The organism is Chryseobacterium hagamense (assembly GCF_007991455.1).
Taxonomy (GTDB): Bacteria; Bacteroidota; Bacteroidia; order Flavobacteriales; family Weeksellaceae; genus Chryseobacterium; species Chryseobacterium hagamense.
Window position 1 is genome coordinate 577,808 of record NZ_BJYJ01000001.1, and the last position, 21,494, is coordinate 599,301.

The 21,494-nt window shown below is 43.6% G+C and carries 20 protein-coding genes and 1 pseudogene; 11 read left to right on the forward strand and 10 right to left on the reverse strand.

Annotated elements, in window-relative coordinates:
- Position 1: 1 nt before the first annotated feature.
- Positions 2–2,632: a cyanophycin synthetase gene (cphA, locus tag CHA01nite_RS02540; protein WP_146939648.1), complete on the reverse strand. Its 2,631-nt coding sequence runs from the start codon at positions 2,630–2,632 to the stop codon at positions 2–4.
- A 197-nt stretch (positions 2,633–2,829) separates the two neighbouring features.
- Here cphA and CHA01nite_RS02545 point away from each other — a divergent pair, with 197 nt between their 5' ends.
- From CHA01nite_RS02545 to CHA01nite_RS20790, 3 genes are all read left to right on the forward strand, one after another.
- Positions 2,830–3,720, forward strand: coding sequence for a cyanophycinase (locus CHA01nite_RS02545; protein WP_146939649.1), 891 nt, complete (start codon positions 2,830–2,832; stop codon positions 3,718–3,720).
- Between the two features lie 101 nt (positions 3,721–3,821).
- Entirely contained in the window at positions 3,822–4,664 is an 843-nt protein-coding gene (locus CHA01nite_RS02550) for an isoaspartyl peptidase/L-asparaginase (protein WP_146939650.1), read from the forward strand.
- A 98-nt stretch (positions 4,665–4,762) separates the two neighbouring features.
- The gene (locus CHA01nite_RS20790) at positions 4,763–5,065 is read left to right on the forward strand and encodes a YtxH domain-containing protein (protein WP_228458321.1); all 303 of its coding nucleotides are present in this window, start codon (positions 4,763–4,765) and stop codon (positions 5,063–5,065) included.
- A 48-nt stretch (positions 5,066–5,113) separates the two neighbouring features.
- Here CHA01nite_RS20790 and CHA01nite_RS02560 read toward each other — a convergent pair.
- The 6 genes and pseudogenes from CHA01nite_RS02560 to CHA01nite_RS02585 form a co-directional block, all read right to left on the reverse strand.
- Positions 5,114–5,911: pseudogene (locus CHA01nite_RS02560) on the reverse strand (class I SAM-dependent methyltransferase).
- Positions 5,912–6,027: 116 nt separating this feature from the next.
- Positions 6,028–6,957, reverse strand: coding sequence for a PH domain-containing protein (locus CHA01nite_RS20795; protein ID WP_228458322.1), 930 nt, complete (start codon positions 6,955–6,957; stop codon positions 6,028–6,030).
- 179 nt (positions 6,958–7,136) lie between these two features.
- Positions 7,137–7,784: a GNAT family N-acetyltransferase gene (locus CHA01nite_RS02570; RefSeq protein ID WP_146939651.1), complete on the reverse strand. Its 648-nt coding sequence runs from the start codon at positions 7,782–7,784 to the stop codon at positions 7,137–7,139.
- Positions 7,784–9,136 (reverse strand): histidine--tRNA ligase, encoded by a 1,353-nt coding sequence (hisS, locus tag CHA01nite_RS02575; RefSeq protein WP_146939652.1) that lies wholly within the window; start codon positions 9,134–9,136, stop codon positions 7,784–7,786. The genes CHA01nite_RS02570 and hisS overlap by 1 nt, the downstream gene beginning before the upstream one ends.
- 149 nt (positions 9,137–9,285) lie before the next feature.
- Positions 9,286–9,738: an HRDC domain-containing protein gene (locus CHA01nite_RS02580; protein WP_146939653.1), complete on the reverse strand. Its 453-nt coding sequence runs from the start codon at positions 9,736–9,738 to the stop codon at positions 9,286–9,288.
- Positions 9,739–9,754: 16 nt separating this feature from the next.
- Positions 9,755–10,087: a single-stranded DNA-binding protein gene (locus tag CHA01nite_RS02585; RefSeq protein WP_146939654.1), complete on the reverse strand. Its 333-nt coding sequence runs from the start codon at positions 10,085–10,087 to the stop codon at positions 9,755–9,757.
- Positions 10,088–10,247: 160 nt separating this feature from the next.
- Between CHA01nite_RS02585 and CHA01nite_RS02590 the strand changes: the two genes are divergently transcribed.
- From CHA01nite_RS02590 to CHA01nite_RS02625, 8 genes are all read left to right on the forward strand, one after another.
- Positions 10,248–10,850 carry an HPP family protein gene (locus CHA01nite_RS02590; protein ID WP_146939655.1) on the forward strand — a complete coding sequence of 201 codons (603 nt, stop codon included), beginning with the start codon at positions 10,248–10,250 and terminating at the stop codon, positions 10,848–10,850.
- Positions 10,851–10,852: 2 nt separating this feature from the next.
- Positions 10,853–11,200: a hypothetical protein gene (locus tag CHA01nite_RS02595; protein WP_170234668.1), complete on the forward strand. Its 348-nt coding sequence runs from the start codon at positions 10,853–10,855 to the stop codon at positions 11,198–11,200.
- A gap of 20 nt (positions 11,201–11,220) precedes the next feature.
- Complete coding sequence (locus tag CHA01nite_RS02600) at positions 11,221–12,126, forward strand: TIGR01777 family oxidoreductase (protein WP_146939656.1); 906 nt, start codon at positions 11,221–11,223, stop codon at positions 12,124–12,126.
- A 6-nt stretch (positions 12,127–12,132) separates the two neighbouring features.
- Positions 12,133–12,726 carry a GDP-mannose pyrophosphatase NudK gene (nudK, locus tag CHA01nite_RS02605; protein ID WP_373869009.1) on the forward strand — a complete coding sequence of 198 codons (594 nt, stop codon included), beginning with the start codon at positions 12,133–12,135 and terminating at the stop codon, positions 12,724–12,726.
- Positions 12,727–12,757: 31 nt separating this feature from the next.
- A complete protein-coding gene (locus CHA01nite_RS02610; protein ID WP_146939657.1) occupies positions 12,758–13,336 on the forward strand; it encodes a hypothetical protein in 579 nt (192 codons plus the stop codon).
- Between the two features lie 309 nt (positions 13,337–13,645).
- Positions 13,646–14,068: a Spc97/Spc98 family protein gene (locus CHA01nite_RS02615; RefSeq protein WP_146939658.1), complete on the forward strand. Its 423-nt coding sequence runs from the start codon at positions 13,646–13,648 to the stop codon at positions 14,066–14,068.
- Positions 14,069–14,084: 16 nt separating this feature from the next.
- Positions 14,085–14,627: a hypothetical protein gene (locus tag CHA01nite_RS02620; RefSeq protein ID WP_146939659.1), complete on the forward strand. Its 543-nt coding sequence runs from the start codon at positions 14,085–14,087 to the stop codon at positions 14,625–14,627.
- A gap of 96 nt (positions 14,628–14,723) precedes the next feature.
- Positions 14,724–15,170 (forward strand): KTSC domain-containing protein, encoded by a 447-nt coding sequence (locus tag CHA01nite_RS02625; protein WP_146939660.1) that lies wholly within the window; start codon positions 14,724–14,726, stop codon positions 15,168–15,170.
- A gap of 694 nt (positions 15,171–15,864) precedes the next feature.
- On the opposite strand, the gene CHA01nite_RS02630 is transcribed toward CHA01nite_RS02625, so the two are convergent.
- From CHA01nite_RS02630 to CHA01nite_RS02640, 3 genes are read right to left on the reverse strand one after another with little or no spacing between them, the layout of a single operon-like run.
- Entirely contained in the window at positions 15,865–19,053 is a 3,189-nt protein-coding gene (locus CHA01nite_RS02630; RefSeq protein ID WP_146939661.1) for an efflux RND transporter permease subunit, read from the reverse strand.
- A 6-nt stretch (positions 19,054–19,059) separates the two neighbouring features.
- A complete protein-coding gene (locus CHA01nite_RS02635; protein WP_146939662.1) occupies positions 19,060–20,121 on the reverse strand; it encodes an efflux RND transporter periplasmic adaptor subunit in 1,062 nt (353 codons plus the stop codon).
- Positions 20,122–20,130: 9 nt separating this feature from the next.
- A complete protein-coding gene (locus tag CHA01nite_RS02640; RefSeq protein WP_146939663.1) occupies positions 20,131–21,483 on the reverse strand; it encodes a TolC family protein in 1,353 nt (450 codons plus the stop codon).
- Between the last annotated feature and the right edge of the window lie 11 nt (positions 21,484–21,494).

The window sequence follows — 21,494 nt, forward strand, 5'->3', positions numbered from 1 at the left end:
GTTACTGAACCTTATCGTCCTCCATCAGTTCCCTAGCCTGATATTCCTGGACCAGATCGATCGCGTTGGAAATCACATCGCTCAGAGCGGTGATGAAAGTCCCTTCTTCGGCCATTCCCATGGCGTGTTTCAGGGCTTCAATTTCTTTAGGAATAATCTCGTAGCTCACATCCCGTCCGGAAGACTGCATCCCTTCGATGATCAGCCCGTTGATCTCGTCTTCGGTTCTGCCGCGAAGGTGCTTTTCGTTGCGGATGATAATGTGGTCGAACATTCTTCCGGCAATCTTTCCGCATTCCCGGATATCACCATCCCTTCGGTCGCCGACTCCCGAAATGATGCCTATCTTTTTGGTAGATTCCACATTTTTAAGATAATCTTCAATCGCTTCATAGCCGGCCGGATTATGGGCAAAATCAATTAAAACCTTAAAATTTTTGAACTTAAACACATTCAGCCGTCCCGGAGTAAGCTGTGCACTTGGGATGAAAGTCCGGAGGGAATTTGAAATATCTTCGATTCCGAAACCGTGAAGGTAAGACGCAAGACTGGCAGCGAGTACATTTTCAATCATGAATTTGGCTTTTCCTTCCATGGTAATCGGGAAGTCTTTGGCTTTTCCGATCCTGATCTTCCAGTCTCCTTTTTTAATGGTGACGAAACCTTCTTCGTAGACACAGGTGATTTTTCCGTCTTTTGCAAATTTTCTGATGTGCGGGTTATTTTCATCCATACTGAAGATCGCAATATTGGAATGCAGGTCGTTGATGATCCTCATGGAATATTCATCGTCGGCATTCATGACGCTCCAGCCATTTTTCTTTACGCTATCGAGAACTACCCTTTTAACACGGGTGAGATCTTTCAGGTTATGAATATCATTCAATCCTAGATGGTCTTCCTTAATGTTGGTCAACACCCCGATGTCACATTGGGAGAATCCTAATCCTGAACGTAAAATTCCGCCTCTGGCTGTTTCCAGAACGGCAAATTCAACGGTAGGATCCTTCAGAATGAATTCCGCCGAAACAGGACCGGTTGTATCGCCTTTGGTCAGCATCGTATTCTGGATATAAATCCCGTCCGAAGTGGTAAAACCTACCCGGTATCCGTTGCTTTTAACAATATGGGAGATCAATCGTGTGGTGGTGGTTTTCCCGTTGGTTCCCGTTACCGCAATAATCGGAATGGTAAACGGTTTACCCTGGGGATACAGCATATCGACTACCGGAGCGGCTACGTTTCTCGGCAATCCTTCGCTTGGAGCCAGGTGCATCCTGAATCCCGGAGCTGCATTCACTTCAATGATCGCACCACCGCTTTCTTTCAGAGGCTGGGTCAGGTTTTCCGCCATGATATCGATTCCGCAGACATCCAGTCCGATGATTTTCGACACCCTTTCTGCCATCGTAATGTTTTCGGGATGAACCATATCGGTAACATCAATGGAAGTCCCTCCGGTAGAAAGATTGGCAGTAGATTTTAAATACACCACTTCCCCCCTTTGCGGAACGGTATATAAACTATAATGAAGCTTTTCGAGAAGCTCTGTTGTATCTTTATCGATCAGGATTTCCGTTAAAACATTTTCATGTCCGTAACCTCTTCTTGGATCATTGTTCTCTTTGTCGATCAATTGCTGAAGATTCAGTTCGCCGTCCCCTACCACATGGGCAGGAACCCTTCTTGCAGCGGCCACCATTTTATTGTTGATCACCAAAACCCTGAAATCATAGCCGGTAATGTATTTCTCTACGATAACTCTGTTGGAGTATTTCTGGGCGTGTTCGAGGCCTGTTTTTGCAGCTTCCCAATCATTTACATTAATGGAAGATCCTTTTCCGTGGTTGCCGTCCAAAGGCTTGATCACCACCGGATATCCTATTTTTCTTACAACGGCATCCAAACCTTCCTCATCGGTGATCAGGTCTCCGACCGGAACAGGAATCGCCGCGTCGTGCAGCATTCTTTTCGTTAACTCTTTATTACATGCAATATCTACGGCAATAGAGCTCGTATTTCCGGTAATTGTTGCCTGGAACCGCTGCTGATTGACGCCATATCCCAGCTGAACCAGAGAATTCGTTCCCAGACGGATCCATGGAATCCTGCGGGAAACCGCTTCCTGTACGATACTTCCGGTAGAAGGTCCTAGACGGACGCGCTCCCTGATTTCCTTTAACGTTTTGATACAGGCATTCAGATCATATTCTTCCCCTTTGATCAATGCTTCGGCAATAGCCACAGACTGTTCCGCAGCATAGATCCCTGCATTTTCTTCGATATAATTGAATACGACATTATAAACACCCGGCGTCCTGGTCTCACGGGTTCTCCCGAAACCGACATCCATTCCTGCTAGGGTCTGAATTTCAAGGGCGATATGCTCGATCACATGGCCCATCCACGTTCCGGTCTCTATCCTATGGAAAAAACCGCCTTCCGTACCTTCGGAACACCGGTGCGAAAATAATGACGGAATCAGTTTTTCGATCCTCTCCCGGAAGCCATCTATTTTATTGGTAGGAAAATTTTCCATTTCTTCAAGGTCCAGCCTCATCTGTATCAGCTTCTTTCTTCTGATACTCCAAATATTAGGGCCGCGCAACGCCTGTATCTTTTCAATTTTCATAGTCTATTTGCATTTTTAATAGTTTACAATAACTGCATTTAATACCAAAGATAATGCAAAACCCCAAACGAAACTATACCACAATTAAACATTTGTAAAAAATAAGTGAAAATCATCAGTAAATACTAAATCATGATAAATAATTTCAATAGGAACGAATTTTTCTACCTGTTAATAATTTTTTAACTTTGCAGCCTATGACTAAACCAGTTGGAAAATTAATTGTGATCGGGGGTGCTGTTAATAAAGGCAGTTTTGCTGAAACCGATTTTGATCAGAACATAGAAAAAAACCTCAATTTCTTTGAAAGAGGGATTCTCAGGAAAATCATCAACGAATCTAAACATAAGGAAGATTCGGTGATCGAAATTATTACAACCGCCTCTCAGATTCCGCAGATTGTAGGATCCGAATATAAGAAAGCATTTGAATTTTTGGGTGCCCGGAACGTGAATATCCTGGATGTCCATAACCGGGATGAAGCCAATTCCGATGCTATCGTGGCGAGGGCCAATGCGGCCGACGTCGTGATGTTTACCGGAGGAGACCAGCTGAGGCTCACTTCCATTCTGGGCGGAACACGATTTCATGATACGATTTTACTGAAATACCAGGAACAGGATTTCATTTATTCCGGAACCTCTGCAGGAGCTGCTGCAGCCTCTGAAAATATGATTTATCAGGGAAGCAGTTCGGAAGCCCTGCTGAAAGGGGAAATCAAGACCACACAAGGCCTGGGATTAATTGATAATGTAATCATCGACACCCATTTCGTGCAGCGGGGACGGATCGGCAGGCTGTTCCAGGCAGTGGTGAATAACCCGAGAACGCTGGGCATCGGCCTGGGCGAGGATACGGGACTATTTATTCATAATGAAGTCATGACGGCTGTTGGTTCGGGACTGGTGATCCTGGTGGACGGCAGATTTATCAAGGATACCAACCTTACCAATATCAACCTTGGAGAACCTATTTCCATTGATAACCTGACGGTACATGTACTTTCTATGAACGATCATTATGATCTGACGACAAAGATCCTGACGATCGAAAACTCACAGTTTAATCCGATTCCGCAGGACCGTTAACTATAATTGATTGTGGATGATTGATCGTTCACCGGTCTAAAACGGTTAATCACCCTCAACTGCAAATCAAACCCATTGATCAACCATTAATTACAAAATATATGAAAATTATCATCCACGGCGGGTTTTTCTCCGAAAGCGACCAGAGCCATGAAGTAAAGACGGCTAAACAGGATTCGCTTAAAGGCATTGCTGAGAAGGCATTTGAGTATTTAAAGACCCATTCTGCTTTTGAGGCAGTGGCATATGCTGTTTCCCTGCTTGAAGATGACGAACTGTATAATGCAGGAACCGGCTCCCAGATTCAGGGTGACGGAATCATCCGCATGAGTGCAGCAATCATTGATGGGGAAACTGAAAAGATGAGCGGAGTAATTAATATTGAAAATGTAAAAAACCCGATTCTCGTAGCTAAAGCACTCATCGGAGAAGACGACCGCGTGTTAGGTGGAAACGGTGCAAAAAAATATGCAGACGAACATGGATTCGAGAACCACTCTACCGAAATTCCGAAACGGCGAAAGGAATATGAAGAAAAGCTGAAGAACGGCGGAAAAGGAACTGTAGGCTGCGTTGCCATTGATAAAGACGGGAAACTGGCTGCTGCCACCTCCACCGGAGGCAAAGGATTTGAAATACCGGGACGGATCTCGGATTCTGCAACGGTTGCCGGAAATTATGCCAATTCTTTCTGTGCCGTAAGCTGTACGGGCGTAGGAGAAGATATCGTAAGCAATGCGACCGCAGCTAAAATCGTAACCCGGGTTACCGACGGCCTGACCTTGGAAGAAGCGTTCAGCAAAACCTTTAACGAATTAAAGGCTATAGACGGCTTTGCCGGAGCGATTGCTATTGATAGAGAAGGAAACCTGTTTCATCAGGATTCCCATCCGACAATGGTTTTTGCCGATTTTGACGGGCAAAATTTTGAAGTATTCAAATAATTTTAACATTATTTTATCATTCGGTTATTTTTTTTGGCACGTATTTTACATAATGATTAGTATCAAACATTAATATTAATATTTAAAAAATAGAAATCATGGGAAATAAAACGAAAGGTTTATTGGCATTAGTAGGTTTAGGAGCATTAGCATACTGGAAATACAAAAACTCTTCTGATGAAGATAAGCAAATGGTGAAAGATAAGATCAATACCGCCAAAGACAACCTGAATAAGTGGAGCAGCGACATTAAGGATAAAGCAAATAATGTAGCGTCTCAGGTAAAAGACAGAGCTAACGAAGTAGCTTCTCAGGTAAAAGATAAAGCAAATGATGTAGCTTCTCAGGCACAGGATAAAGCTGAAGATCTGAGAAATAAAACACAGGAAGCGTTAAGCTAAACCAGTTTATTTTAACATTCATATATAGGAAGTCATTGTAGTTTTGAATTACAATGACTTTTTTACGGCTTCAAGAGCATAGACCATCGGGATTTTGTTGCCAAACTTCAGAATTCTCCATTTACCTTTTTCAAACTCATCCGTATGCCGGAAACAGGGATACGGCGACCAGTCAAACTATTTGAATTGCAGGACTTCCATTCCATTCAGAATCAGATTCTGAAGAACATCTGCGAGAGAATGGTTCCACATCACATAATCCTTTACAAGATCTGCCGACTGATCGGCATAGGTTCCTTCATAGGTTTCGGCGATCGGTTTTTCATTAAAATAATTATACCTGATGCCTTCAAAATCGTCATCAGACATCCATACCACCGGGTGGAATTCTGCCATGATGAATTTTCCTCCCGGTTTTAAGAAAACGGTTGATGATTTCAGACCACTTTTTTAAATCAGGAAGCCAGCCGATGGTTACGTAGCTGGTAAAGACCATATCGAATTCCCGGTCAAGCATATTAGGCAGGTTATACAGATCTGTACAGATAAATTCCGTCTCCGTTTTTGCTTTTTGAGCCAGTTCCTTTGCGGCTTCAATAGCCTTATCTGAAAGATCAACTCCGGTGACTTCGGCTCCCAATCTTGAAAAAGAAATGGAATCCTGCCCGAAATGACATTGCAAATGCAGAATGCTTTTACCGGATATTTCTCCCAGAAGCTCAAGTTCAATAGAATTTAACGATGTTCTCCCCTTCAGAAACTCATCTACAAAATAAAACCGGATTTCAGATGAGGTTCCACCTTGGCGTTCCAGGACTTCCTGTTAGTTTCCAGATAATTTTCCATAGTTAATGTTTTTCAGTTCGGTTCATTTCGCTTCCCTCATTTTTCATAAATACCCTGTTCAGGTTTGTAAACGGCGCCAGGCCGGCAACATAGTCCTGTGCAGCCCCGCAATAGTTTTAAAGCCTTTCAAGCAACTTTTTTTTCTGTTCGGCAAATTCCTGTTCCGTCAGAACACCCATTTCCTTTAATTTGCCCAGTTTTTCAAGCTGCTGAATAATGACTTCTGCCGATTCTTTAGAGGATGTCTGTGAAATGTTTTCATGATTGCTTGTCTGCCGAAACGGGGTTTCCTGATCCGGAAGATGATACAGATTAAAAGAAGAAGCCTGAATTTGTTGTTGTTGTTGTTGTTGTTGTTGTTGTGAAGCAGACTGGCTTATATTACCATTCAGGTATCGATTGAAAGCATGGCTGAAGTTTCTGCCGTCATTTTTATTATGAAGCTTGAATTCTGCTGAAGAACCGCTTTTAGGAATAATTTTAAGGGTTGAATACAGAAGGCTTTCCACGTGATCAACAGAACGGATATTGTGATAGGGATATTCATCGATCTGCACATTACCCAAAAGCTTTTTGTCGATAAAAACCACTCTTTTATGGGTTGAAAACAGAAGTCCTTCTATTTTTCCGGGAACGGTTAATGCTTCTGCAATGGCAATTAGCTTTTCATCTCTTTCCAAGATATTGACCAGTTCTTTTACTTCAGCATTCGCCAGGATACTTAATCGCGCATTCAGGGCAACAATCTGATCCTGAATTTCATCAAACCTCGTGGGTATTCCACCGAATCCGAAAGTCGGTACCCCTGTATTCTGGAAATCTGAAGAGACGGGATGCTCAGATATGCCGATTTTTCCCTGAAGAATAATTCCTCTGATTTCAGGAAGAAAAAACTGACTGAGATTATTAATTACATCTCTGTTGAGGGAAGCAGCCCGGTTCAGACAGCTGTTGCACAACAAATGGCCATCGGCCAGTTTATTTTCACCCGCCGCAGTATCCATTGAGGTTAATGGGTTCCCGCATAATCCGCAAATCGTATTCATTACCTATTAGTTTAAAGTTTTGACTTACAAATTACAAAATCATTTTGTTTTTACAGGCTTTATAGAAAAATAAGTGCAGTTCATCTGGATGGTGATTGTGATATTTGCAGGAAAAACTTCCAGCCTGCAGCTTCTTTCATTCAACCCGTTAATAGGAATTACTTATTTAAACCTTCTTTTCATTTTTCATCCTTTATCACAAGAGAAGTGTAAAGACTGAATGTTTTCCAGCCCATCGATTCATATAAAAGCTTACCTTGTCCGGTAGCGACCAAGAAATTCTGAGAAACTCCTTTTGATACCGCAATCTGATGAAGCTCTTTTATTACCTTCGTCGCCAGCCCCTTGCGTTGGTGGCTTTCTTCAGTTTTTACACGGTCGTAAATGGCCAGTCCGTCAACGATAATCAATCGTCCGATGGCGGCCTCTCCTTTATTTTCAGTATTAATTCTTACAACAAATAAATCCGGCTGCTGCTCAAAAATTTCTATAGAATAGCCTTTCGGCATTGGCTTTCCATGCTTATCCATTTTTTCCGGACCATACATCATATATCCCTGCGGCTGCATTTTCCACCGCTGAGGAATAAGCCTGATCAATTCTTCACGAGGTGCGCAGACCTTGAGGTAAATCCAGGGCTCACGGATAGATTCCGCAAGCCCGATAAAATCTTCGTTTATCTCCGGAAATACATATCTTACTTTCTGCGTTTCGTCTCCAACAAGAACCCGGTATCCTGACTTCCAGGGTTCCGGCAAAGGCTTGCCCCTGGATATGGACCATCCTTTAAGCCATTTTCCCAAAAGATCTTCCGGAACCTGATGCATTATTTATTTAAAAAGTCTTCTAAGGAAACGGTTTTCTGCTCTCCTGCTTCCAGATCTTTGTAAGTGACCATTCCGTTTTTAATTTCTTCTTCCCCCAGAAAAACAAGGTTTCTGATGCCCTTCTTTTCAGCATACGTAAACTGTTTCCCGATTTTGGCATTTTCAGGATAGATCTCAGCGGAAACTCCTTTTTCCCTCAGCTGTCTGATCAGTTTTAAAGCTTCCACGGTTTCATCTCCTCCGAAATTGGCAAACAGGTATTCCATTTTGGAAGTTGCCTGCTCAGGAAAAAGTCCCAGTTCCTCCATGACCAGGTAAATCCGGTCCAGTCCGAAGGAAATCCCGATTCCCGGGATATTTTTAACGCCAAAAACCTCGGTAAGGTTGTTATATCTCCCGCCACCGCCGATAGAACCCATCTGCACTTCATCCGCTTTCACTTCGAAAATGGCACCGGTGTAATAATCCAGACCTCTGGCTAAAGTAATATCGAATCTCAGGTTCTGAATATCCGTGCCAAGGTTTAAAGATTGGGTAATAACGGTTTCCAGTTCCTCCACCCCTTTCAACCCGGTTTCGTTTCCTGCAAATTTTTCTTTAAGCTGCAACAGGTTCTCCAAAGCATCATCAGACTGCGTAAACAGGAAGTCCAGCTTATCAATGGATTCCTGGGTAATTCCGCGTTCCACCAATTCTTTTACAACGCCTTCTTTCCCGATTTTATCCAGCTTATCCAACGCTACCGTAAAATCGATCAGCTGATCGGTGATACCGGCAAATTCTGCCAGTCCGGAAAGGATCTTTCGGTTGTTGATATGAATGGTTACCGGAATACTAAGCTCGGCAAACGATTTCAGGTAAAGCTGAACCAGATCCACTTCCTGCAGAAGGCTTTCGCTTCCTACCACATCGGCATCACACTGGTAAAACTCCCTGAATCTTCCTTTCTGCGGACGGTCGGCCCTCCATACCGGCTGGATCTGGTAACGCTTAAAGGGAAAAGTGAGCTGGTTATGGTTCATGGCTACAAATCTTGCAAAAGGTACCGTAAGGTCGTAACGGAGAGCCTTCTCTGAAATCTGGGAAATCAGCTTCTGATGGCTTTTATTCTCCCAATCCTCCTGATTCACCTTTGAAGTATAATCCCCTGAATTTAAGATTTTAAAAATCAGCCGGTCTCCTTCTTCCCCGTATTTTCCCGTTAAAGTGGAAAGGTTTTCAAAGCTTGGCGTTTCCAGCGGCTGAAACCCGAATAATTCGAAATTTTTCTGGAGTATATTGATGATATATCTTCTTCGGGAAACTTCCAATGCGGTAAAATCTCTCGTTCCTTTTGCTAAACCTGGTTTCATTTTATAACAGATAAATGATGATTAATATTTATAAGCAGCAAAAATAAGGAATTGAGCGGACTTTTCAGACAAACAAAAAAGCCGGAGAAAAATAATCTCCGGCTCCGGGTAAAAAATAATATTTCCCTCACTTGTGTTTCCACCTGTCATCAGATGCTTTCCAGAAGCTCCAGAATTTCCTCACCATAGTTTTCAATCTTATGTTTTCCGAAACCTTTAATATCCAGAAGTTCTTCTTTTCTTGCCGGCTTGTATTTGGCAACCGACAACAGTTCTTTATTGGTCGCGATGAAATAGGTCGGTAGGTTCTGTTCTTTTGCTTTTTCAGAACGCCAGCATTTCAGGGCATCCAGAATCGCCGTTTCATCAGAGGTCAGCGTATCGTCTTCTGCGGAATATTTTACAGGCTTCGGCTCCTTTACGGAATCTTTTGCCATTTTGATTTCGTCAAAATACATAACCACAGACCAGTAATTTTCATCATTTACAAAGGCCGTCTCCACTTTGATGATGTCATGCGATTCTAAAAAAGCATCCAGCATCTTCTGATCGGTATGAAGATATTCTTCATCAACTCTTATTTTAAAAACTTTTACTTTCATGGCTGTATTTTTAAAATTATTTTCCTCCTAACAGAAGGATTTCTTCCACTCTGATTTCGGTGATGTATCTTTTTACCCCATCCTTATCGTCATAAGAGCGGTACATAAGTTTTCCTTCCACGGCCAGCTCCTTTCCTTTCGGAGCATATTTCTGAAGGATCTCTGCGGTTTTTCCATAGGCTACCAGATTGTGCCATTGGGTTTCTTCTACTTTCTCTCCTTTCGCATTGGTGTAATGATCGCTGGTTGCTAAGGATACGGTGGCTTTTAGTGATCCGTTTTCAAAGTTGATTACTTCTACTTCTTTTCCGGTGTGCCCAACAAGCGTAATTTTGTTTCTTAGTGACATAATGTGTAATTTTAAGGGTTAATAATCAGATCGGAGACGTTCACTGTTTTCCCTGATCTCTGTTGCAAAGATTGCCCTATTCCACAGCCGGATTCGGTAAAAAATTATTTAAATTCGTTTGTAGTCGTTTGTAAACGGATAAATGAGTATTTTTGAAAATATGAAGAAGACAATAAAAAGAACATTCCGGGTTTCCAGATATGTGATCTACAGGGAAACGCTGGTGGATTATAAAGAACATTTCTGGTCTTTTCTGGGCGCATTTTTCGGAATCGGCATTATTGCTTTTATCCAGTCGCAGCATTTAACGGAAACGGAAAATATTTTTCTGATCGGATCTTTCGGAGCCTCCAGTGTATTAATTTACGGGGCCATTCAGAGTCCCCTCGCCCAGCCAAGGAACCTGATCGGCGGACATGTGCTGTCTGCTTTGGTAGGCGTCACCATCTATAAGACCGTCCCGGATATCATCTGGCTTTCCGCCCCGTTGGCTGTTGCTTTTTCCATCGTCCTGATGCAGTATACCAAGACGATGCATCCGCCCGGCGGCGCTACTGCATTGATTGCCGTGAGCTCTGCAGGGAAAATCCCTGAACTGGGCTTCTGGTATGTGCTGTCGCCCGTACTTTCCGGATGTCTGATCCTGCTGCTTATTGCCCTTTTTTTTAATAACATCACGCCTAACCGGACTTATCCTACCCACAGCCGGTTTATAAAGCTTCTCAAAAAAAAGCACAGCCAAATACACAAACTGAAAAAATAAAAATGATGGAATGCCTTGAATGCGGCGAAAAAATTATCGGCAGATCAGACAAAAAATTCTGTAATGATGCCTGCCGGAACGCCTACAACAACAAACAGAACAAAGACTCGAACAACCTGATGCGGAATGTGAACAACAAGCTCCGGAGAAATTACCGGATCCTTACGGAAGTAAATACCGACGGCAAAACAAAAGTGGCCCGTACAAAACTTGATGGCTTGGGTTTTGATTTTGAGTATTTCACGAATCTGAAAGTTTATAAAAATGGCTCAGAATATAAATTTATTTATGATTACGGCTATAAACTTCTGGATGCCGACTTCGTCCTGATCGTGAAAAATCAGTCGTGAAATCCCCCTAATACCGCAATATGAAAGAAATTGTCCTGATTACCGGTGCCAACGGATTAATCGCCAGAGAATTATCAAAAAGACTTGAAAAGGAATACACCGTCCGGTTTCTGACCCGGAAAAAACAGCATGCCAACGAGTTTGAATGGAACCTTAAAAACGGTACCGTTGATGAAAATGCTTTTGAAAATATTTCGCATGTAATCCATTTGGCAGGAGCCGGCGTTGCCGAAAAGAGGTGGACCGGTGAAAGAAAAAAAGAAATTATCTCCAGCCGGGTAGATACTGCCCGCCTGATTCTGAAAACCTTACAGAAGAATAACCGGAAGCTGAAATCTTTTATTTCGGCTTCAGGGATCAACTATTACGGAACGGAAACCACAGAAAAGATATTTACGGAGCAGGACGCACCGGGAAATGACTTCCTGAGTGAAGTGACTGTTCTCTGGGAACAGGCTGCGGATAAATTCAGGGATCAGCATATTGCTGAACGGGTGGTCAAGTTGAGGACCGGAGTTGTGCTTTCCGAAAAAGAAGGCGCGCTGAAAAAAATGCTTCCGCCCCTGAGGGCAGGCATCGGATCCCCGCTCGGTACGGGAAATCAGTATATGCCCTGGATCCATATCCACGATATTTGCTCCATGTATGAATTTGCCCTTCAAAACCCTGAACTGCACGGCGCCTTCAATGCCGTTGCTCCTGAGCATGCCACCAACAGAGATCTCACGGAACAGGCTGCAGAGATTCTGAAAAAACCTTTATTTATGCCCAACGTTCCTTCATTTGTCTTAAAGCTGATTTTCGGTGAGCTGTCGGTAGCCGTCCTCGAAGGTTCGAGAGCTTCCTGCGAAAAGATCCAAAATGCAGGATTTCAGTTTGAATTCCCCCACCTGAAGGAAGCTTTAAAAGATTTATTGAAAAATTAAACTTAGATGATTCAACTTATGCACGATACAAAAGTAACTATTGAAAAAACGGAAATCCTGTCCGATAACTGGTATACACTTAAGAAAGTGACATTCAGTATTCAGAAAAAAGACGGAACATCGGAACAGCAAAGCCGTGAAGCTTATGACCGTGGAAACGGAGCCGTTATTCTGTTGTACAATAAAAATTCGGAAACGGTGATTTTAACACGACAGTTCCGGCTTCCTACCTTCATTAACGGAAATGCCTCAGGAATGATGATCGAAGCCTGTGCCGGCCTGCTCGACGATGACAATCCTGAAGAATGTATCAAAAGGGAATCCGAAGAAGAAACCGGATACAAAATTTCCCATGTTGAAAAAATTTTTGAAGCCTATATGTCACCGGGCTCCGTAACGGAAATCCTCCATTTTTTCATTGCGGAATATTCACCGGAAATGAAAATGAACGATGGCGGCGGCCTGGCTGATGAAGGCGAGAATATTGAAGTGCTGGAACTGCCTTTTGGTCAGGCTTTAGCCATGATCGATTCGGGAGAAATCAAAGATGCCAAAACCATTATGCTCCTCCAGCATCTGAGAATTAAAAATATTTTATAAATTCAGCCGTTCTTACTGTAAACCCTATTTAATGAAATTCCTGTATACCCTAAGCATCTCCTTACTCCTGTCGGTTTCCGCTGCTGCCCAGAAAACGACGAAAGAAGGACCTAAAGATAAAGCCGTTATCGAACATTTTAAAAATGATTATAAAAAGAAGAATTACAAGAAATTCGCCGGAAAAATGACGCTTAACGACAAGCAGATTTTATTCGACAATAAGATTGTTTTCTACGATCCTTCCGATAAAATAACGGCTTTGCTGTTGAAAGAAGGACTGGTTTACCCGCAGCTTCTCACCAATTTCCAGGTAGATAAATTTGAAAGTGAAGACAGTGACCGGACCCAGAAGCGGTTTGCCAGGCTCCAGAAAAACTGGAAAGATGCTTTTGATGTAAACAACATCAGGCTGAGCAATGCCTCGGAGCAGGCTTTTCTGAGTTCGGATCCTTCTGTCAGAAGATATAAAGTGCTGTGTAAAGACCCGAAGTTTCCGAATATCATGGCCTATTATTTTGAACTGACCGATAAAAAAGCAGATCTTAAGACCTTTACGGAAGATTTTATTAAAAATGCGAAGCTGACACATATCTATCAGAGAACGGAATAATCGTTAAAGTTTCATGTATAATCCAATCCGCCGGAACTGAAATATTGGAACTGAAAATCATGGGTTCAGCAAAAATAACAAACTCGGTATTGCTACGCCTTACGGAGCCCTGAAGTCTTTTTACGAAAGAATCGGAAAGCATCATAAGGAGCCCAGGATCATCAATGGGCATGAGTTTTTATTTCCGGCTGCCGAAAATGGAGAAAGAAAAATTCTTGCATCAATATGCTGACCGCCTGAAAGTAAAATTAACTGAAGAGAACGTTATACCTTTTAGCCGGAGCTAAACTTTTATCATTAAATTTCAGTATGATCAGATTAAACAGTCCGGATGCAGAGAAAATATTCAGAGCTGGAGGATATACCGACAGGATTAAAAGTTTTTGCAGAAAATACATTCTGGAATCTTATAACGAGAGAAAAGATATTTTTCAAAAAATGAAATCGGAATGTTCGGCTTTCAGCGAATTTTCAAAAAGTCAGTTTAAAGAAAGAAATGAGGCCATTCAGCTTTCTATCAATGAAGTTATAAACGAAATTAAAAAGCTGGAAGCCATGAATGAAATCACGCAGGAAGGTCATTGTAATGTTTGTAACGCTCCATTGAAAACCCACGACACTTTGGTATCGGATAAAATACTCAGGTTTATTACGGTCTGTCCGAATTGCCCGGAGAAGATCCACAAGCTTTTGGATACACTGGACTGGGCTACAGGAGCCGTGTTTATCTGATTTCATTATTTCTTATATGGAAAACAATCCAATCACCGACTATTTCAACACCATCTGTGAATTCCGGCAGGTCCATCCTGTTGTAAAGGGAGCACCGCTGCGTACCAACGATCCGGGAATGATGACCATCCGGGATGCCCTGAACGGCTTCAAGGAATGTCTGCAAAATAAGTACAGAGAATTCCAGGGAACTGATCTGTCCGTCGAAATTTCCCGCGGCATTATCAATCTGCCCCACGTGCTTTATGCCTGCATCCTCCCGCCGGGTCAGCTGGTTCCAAACGGCATTTACACCGTGATTTGTTTTGATGTATCGGGAAGAGGTGCCCTTGTGGGTTGTGTGGAATCCAAAGTGACTTCCAAAGGCCTTAACACCGTACAGCGTAAGAAAGGTCCGGGACTTTTACCCATTGATGTCGATGGTGCCAGCGATCGTACGAAATACAACAATGTATTTGTCAATCCCAAGGAGTTTTATTATCCGCTGGAAAACGGTGAAATGCTGGAGCAGCATATTGAGGAGTCGCTGGAACTGGCTTCATTCCTGTTAACGTTATAAACGTTAACAGGGATAGGAATAAATTAACAATCAAAAACTTACGATTTCCAAAAAATAAACCTTAATTTTGCAGTCCGAAAATAAGGATCCCACCATATGAAAAAATTAGGCGAATACAGAAAGCTTCTGGAAGTAGATAAAAACGTAACATTAAAGGAACTGAAAACCATTTACAGGAATACGATGAAAGATACGCATCCTGATAAATTCATCAATGATGAAGCCGGAAAGCTGGAAGCGGAAGAGAAAAGCAAATCGGTGATCGAGGCTTATCATTTCCTGGTAAGCATCAATCCGGAAACGCAGGAAAAATACAAGGAAGAATATACCGAAACCATCACCACTTCGAATATTCAGGATTTTTACCTGGAGAAATCCATCCTTACGGTACAGCACCTGAACGGAAATATTTATGAATACCTGAGTGTCCCGAGAAACACCTACATCAAAATGGTGAATGCCGATTCGCCGAGCCGTTTTGCCAGAAGGCATATTTACGGAAGCTTCGTTTACCGCAAAGCCGGTGAAGTGATGGCCGATTAATTTTGCTAAAGATATTGATAAAAGACTTTCAGGTTTTCTGAGAGTCTTTTTTATTTGGTATATAAAACACCAAGAACACGAATTTTTTTTCACAAATAACACAGATTTGCAGACGTAAACACGTGACTTCAGCCCCGTTCAGTCACCCGAGAACAGCGTAGAGGCACGTATATTGATTCCTGAGAAAATTTAAAATTCATTACACATGGTGCAGATTTTCACAGATGGTGATGTGGCTTCGGCTCCGCTCAGCCACCGATGGATACAAAGGTGGAGCATAAAATCTTTGATTTTTAAAAACTTTGGTGCGCTTATTCAATTGCAGCATTTAATTTCAATGTAAATTTGATCTTATCTAACTTATATTCAGCTGTTTAATTAATAAAAAAAATAAAATTTAATCCTATTCAGTCATGATTTTAAATAAGAACGCTTTCAGATCGAATGACAAAAGATTCAGTTTGATCATTAGAATTTCTTATTATACTTTTGACAAAAGTAACTTCCTGCATCCGGCATCTCTCTTCCAGCCTTACGATCACATTTCTACATCGAGCTCACGTTAATTTTAATAAATACCATCTATATCTCTTGTTCAGCTTTTGTGGTTAAAAGACGCAACGTACTGATCGTTCATCAAAAAAAGCGCATCATTGCTGATGCGCTTTTGGGTTAATTATAGGTTGGTTGATGATTAGTCGATATGTTTCGGAGTGAATCCGTCTTCACTGAGGTCTCTGTGCTGGTAGTCGGCTTTCATTTCCGCTTCGTAATCTACCGGTTCCCCTTTGCCCATTCTTCTTAGAACGGAATCAAAAAGAGAGTAAACAACAGGTACAATGATCAGCGTCAGGAATAGCGATGAAGTCAGACCTCCGATGATTACCCAGGCAAGACCGTTGTTCATCTCGGCTCCTGCCCCTTTGGCAATCGCGATCGGAATCATCCCGAAAATCATCGCAATCGTCGTCATCAGGATCGGACGGAGACGGGCGTGGTTGGCCTGGATCAGCGCGTCGTGGGTATTGGCCCCGGCTGCTTTCCGCATGTTGGCAAAATCGACGATCATAATCGCATTCTTCGCGACCAGACCGATCAGCATGATCATCCCCAGCATAGTAAAGATATTCAGTGAGTTTCCGGTGATGGCCAGGATCACCATGACCCCGATCAGTGCCAGCGGAATGGAGAAGAGTACCACGAACGGATAAACGAATGAGTCATACAGGGAAACCATCACCAGGTATACCAATACGATGGCTGCCAACAAAGCAATTCCCAGGGTACCGAAACCTTCCGTCTGGTTTTCCATATCTCCGCTCCAGATGTACGATACGCCTGCAGGTTTTGTTTTTTCGTTATCCATGAACATGGCTGCCCATTCGTTGGCTACGTCTCCTACCGGACGGCCTACCACTTTGGATTTTACTTTTACGGAAGGCGCTTTATCCCTACGTTCCAGCAAGCTTGGCCCGGATCCCATTTTTACGTCGGCAAACTGGCTCAGCCTGATCTGCTGCCCTTGGGGATTCGTAAACATCAGGTTCCGTACATCATCAATCGACTGCCGGTTGGCATCTCCGAAACGGATGTTGATATCGTATTCATATTCGCCCGCTCTGAACTTTCCGTCGGTATTTCCGCTGAATGCCGTCTGCATCGTCTGTCCTACACTGGAAAGATTCAAGCCCAAAGCGGCCATTTTATCACGGTCTATATTTACCTGGACTTCAGGATTTCCGCTGTCGGTAGACAATTCGGCATCCACTGAGCCCGGCACTTTTTTAAGCAGGTTCAGGATCCTGTTGGCTTCTTTATTGGCCGTTTCGTTATCCTGAGCCGTCACCACCAATTCAATCGGGGCATTATCCGCTCCCATCAGTCCGATCGGCGCCGTCTTGAATTCAACCCCTGTGAATTTTTCTTCAAGGGCCCTTTTAATTTTAGCGGATTTGATATCCGTACTTTCATTACGTTCGGATTTGTCTACCAGAATCACCTGGATTTCCGACTGGTACAAGGTAGCCTGTGCCCCTCCGAATCCGGAAGACTGCTGACCGACCGTCGTGATCATATCCACCACATCCTTGTCGTTTCTCAGGTATTTTTCTACGGCCAGCGTTACCTGGTTGGTTTTCTCTACGGAAGCATCTTTCGGCAATTCCATCTGAACGAGGAACTGCCCACGGTCCATTTTAGGGAAGAATTCTCCACCGATGAACCCGAAAGCCACCAGCATGAAAGAAGAAATCAGGATGATAAAAGTTACAACCACCGTCATGATTCTTCTCAGGGTTGTTTTCAAAGCCCATTCCAGGATTCCGGTGATCCAGTGCGTGAATTTTTCCAGCTGCCTTTCGAACCAGAGGATAAATCTTTCAAAAACATTCTTTCCCGTCAGGTGTACCAGTTTCCCGTATCTTGAAGATAACCATGGAATGATGGTAAATGAAGCCAGTAGCGACAGCATCGTCGCAATAACTACCGTTACACAGAACTGCGCCAGAATATCGGATACCAATCCGGAGCTCATCGCAATCGGTAAGAATACCACCACAATTACGAGGGTAATTGCCGTTACGGTAAACCCGATTTCAGACGCCCCGTCGTAAGCCGCACGGATCCTGCTTTTTCCCATTTCCATGTGCCGGTAGACATTCTCCAGTACTACGATCGCATCATCCACAAGAATACCTACCACCAGCGAAAGCCCCAGTAAACTCATCAGGTTCAGGGTATAGCCCATCAGGTACATTCCGATTACCGTAGCAATCAATGACATCGGGATCGACACCATAACGATGAAGGCATTCCTGATGTTGTGAAGGAACAGTAACATCACGACCGCTACCAGGATAATCGCCAGGAACAGGTCGAAAATTACGTGGTCGGCCGCTTCCAGGGTAAAGTCGGTGGAATCATCGACAATATTCAGTTTAAGCCCCTGCACTTTATAGTCGTTCTGCACCTGTGCGATGGTCTTTTGAACCTGTTCCGATACCGATACGGCGTTGGCATCCGACTGTTTCTTCACCTGAAGCAAAATCGTGGAGTTCTGGTTGTATCTCGCAATCTTTTCGGTATCCTTCTGTGAATCGAAAACCGTAGCGATATCCGACAGCCTCACCTGTGCCCCGTTTTTATTGGAAACTACCAGATTGTTCAGTTCAGCTACACTTTTATATTTTCCGGACAGACGGATCGTCGATCTAGAGGTTCTTGTTTTCAAGGCTCCCGTCGGGAAATCGAGGTTGGAAGAAAGAATGGCCTGCTGTACATCGCCGATAGACAACCCGTACCCCTGCAGTTTCTTTTCGTCCAGATTCACCTGGATCTCTCTTTCCTGTCCGCCTACCAGCGTAACCTGCGCTACCCCGTTGACCCGGGAAAAGATCGGTTCGATTTTTTTATCCAAAAGATCATACAGCTGCTTATTGTTCAGCTTGTCGCTGGTGATACTCAGCGTCATGATCGGAAGGTCGTCCAGGGAGAATTTATTCAGGGACGGCGGATCTACATCATCGGGAAGATCGGAAAGAACCGCATTTACCTTTCTCTGGGCATCATTCAACGCATAGTTGACATCGGCACCCGTGTTCAGCTGAACCATGATCACCGATAAACTTTCGTAAGATGAAGATTCCACTTTTTTTACGTTTTCCAAAGAACCTACGGCATCTTCAATTTTCCGGGTCACGGAAGTTTCCACCTCTGCAGGGGAAGCTCCGGGGTATACCGTGGAAATGGTGACCATATTGGTTTCAAACTTCGGAATCAATTCATACCCCATCATGGAGTAGCTTAATAAACCGCCCAGCGTAAGGATCGTAAAGAGTACGATCACCAGAGACGGCCTTTTAATGGATATTTCTGCTAACTTCATCTGTTCTTACTTTACGATATTGATTTTGGACCCGTTATCGAGGTTGATCTGTCCGCTGGTAATCACCTGCTCCCCTCCTTTCAGTCCGCTGATGATCTGAACTTTATCGCCATATACTTTTCCGGTCTGCACCGTAATCAGCTTAGCCGTTCCGTTGCTGACGATGAACAACTGTCCTGAACTCACTCCGTTAACAAAAGCTTCTGCAGGAACCGTCAGCATATTCTGGGTCTCCGCGCCGTTGTTGGTTTTGAAGGTTGCCGTAGCATACATCCCGGCTTTCAGGTTTCCTCTGTTCTGTACTTCAATTTCCACCGGGAAATTCAGAGAAGCGTCACTTTTAGGCGCGATGAAAGTAATGCGTCCGCTAAATGATTCGTCAGGCAATACATTAACTTTAATCGGAACTTCCTGGCCCAGCTGGATTTTTCCAATCTGGCTTTCATCCACCAAAACGGACAGTTTCAGGGAGTTGATATTTACGATTTCAAATAAAGCGGTTCCGGGCGCCACCACCATACCGGGTTCCACCATTTTCTTGTTGATGGTTCCGCTGATTCCTGCACGGATGCTTGCATCATTTACCCTTACGCCTTGTGCACGAACCGCAGCCTGTGCATTTCTCAGCTGTAATCTTGAGTTATCCAACTGCTGTTTGGTAACGCCGCCGGTTTTGAATGCATTTTCATACCGTTGGTTATCGCTGATCGCATTCTGCAAATTATTCTGAGCCTGGGTAACATCTACTTCAATTGCATCTTTTTTAATGGTTGCCAGGACCTGTCCTGCGCCTACCCTGGATCCTTCTTTTACCAGAACACTTACAATACGTCCTGAAATCTCGGAAGACTGGTTGGACTCCTGTTTCGGAATAAAGGTTCCGTTGGCAGAATAATCGGTATCGATATTCTCTCTGGAAACCGTCACCACATTGACATTGATTTTATCCACCTGCTTGGCTACTTCCTGAACTTCCTTGGTCTGCTTTTCCTTATTACCGGCAATCTTGTAAGCGGCAAGACCAACAAGAACTGCGGCTACGATGATATATATGAGCGTTTTTTTCATTTTCGTTTGTTATGGGTTTTGTAGTGTGTTTAATTCGCCTTTTGCTTTAATTAATTTGATTTCCGCCTGCTTATAATCCAGTAAAGCATTGGCATAATTCTGCCGGGCCTGCGTCAATGCATTTTCAGCATCCAGCACTTCTGTAAGGGTTGCCAGACCGTACTGGTAGTTGGATTGGGTATTTTTCTGAACCCGTTCTGCCAATCCTACATTGTCTTTTGTGCTTTCGGTGTTGATGAGTGCATTCTCCATATTGGTGATTGCATTCTTATAATCCAGGCTCAGGCTCAGCTGGGTATTCTGGATATCCTGATCCAGATCCTGGATATCGATTTCCGCCTGATTGATCTTGGCTTTGGTAGCTCCGCCGGTAAAAATCGGAATATTGACGTTGAGGCCGATCGCTGAATAATCGCTCCAGAGCACCCCGTTGTTGATCCCGTTGGTTAAAGGGAATTTGGCTCCGGTGGCCCCCCATCCGTAATTGGCCACAAGGCCTACCGTAGGATATTTGTAAGCTTCCGTTGCTTTTTTATTATAGACTAAAAGCTCGCGGTTTTTATTCAGCACTTTTATTTCAGTACGTTCATCCAGGTTTACCGTGCTGGCAATAAGTTCAGGTCTGGGCTCGATGGTTTTTTCCTCAAGCTCGATATCGGTGCTGATCGGAACGCCCATATAAAATTTCAGGGCATTTTTTGAAAGCTCTACCGAATTTCTCAGGGTCTGCCGGTTGGATCCGATGTTGGTAAGCTGAACGTTGGTCCGGTCCAGATCGATGGATTTGGCCAGTCCGTTATCTACCAGACTTTTGATCACATTCCGCACCTTTTCGGTATTTTGATAGCTGGCTTCCACGGTTTTCAGGTTTTCTTCCTGAACAAACACCTGATAATAAGCCGTTGCTACGTTTTCAATGATCTGCTCATTGGTAAGCTGGGCATTCAGGACATAGAATTCCCTTGTGGATTTGGCGGCTTTCAGTCCGGTGAAAACCCTCTGGTCAAAAATGGCCTGCTGAAGCTGTACGGACGCTGTAGAGCTCCATGGCTGTCCCAGCTGGGCCCGGATTCTCTGCCCCCCGAATTCCAGCAGCGATTCCTGGATGATCGGGTTGTAGGTAAGCCCCGCTGTCGCATGGATCTGCGGCAGGGCACTTGCTCTGGCTTCATCAATCTTATATTCGGCTTTGGTAACCTGTAAAGCGGCTTTTTTAGCTTCCGCTTTATTCTGGAGTGCCTGCTTAATGGCTTCCTGCAGGGAAACCTGTTGTTGGGCAGACCCCAATGAAAAACCGAACATCATAAATGCAGCAGCTATTCCTATTTTCAGCTTTTGTGCAGTTATACGTTTACTTTTCATAATCTTATGTT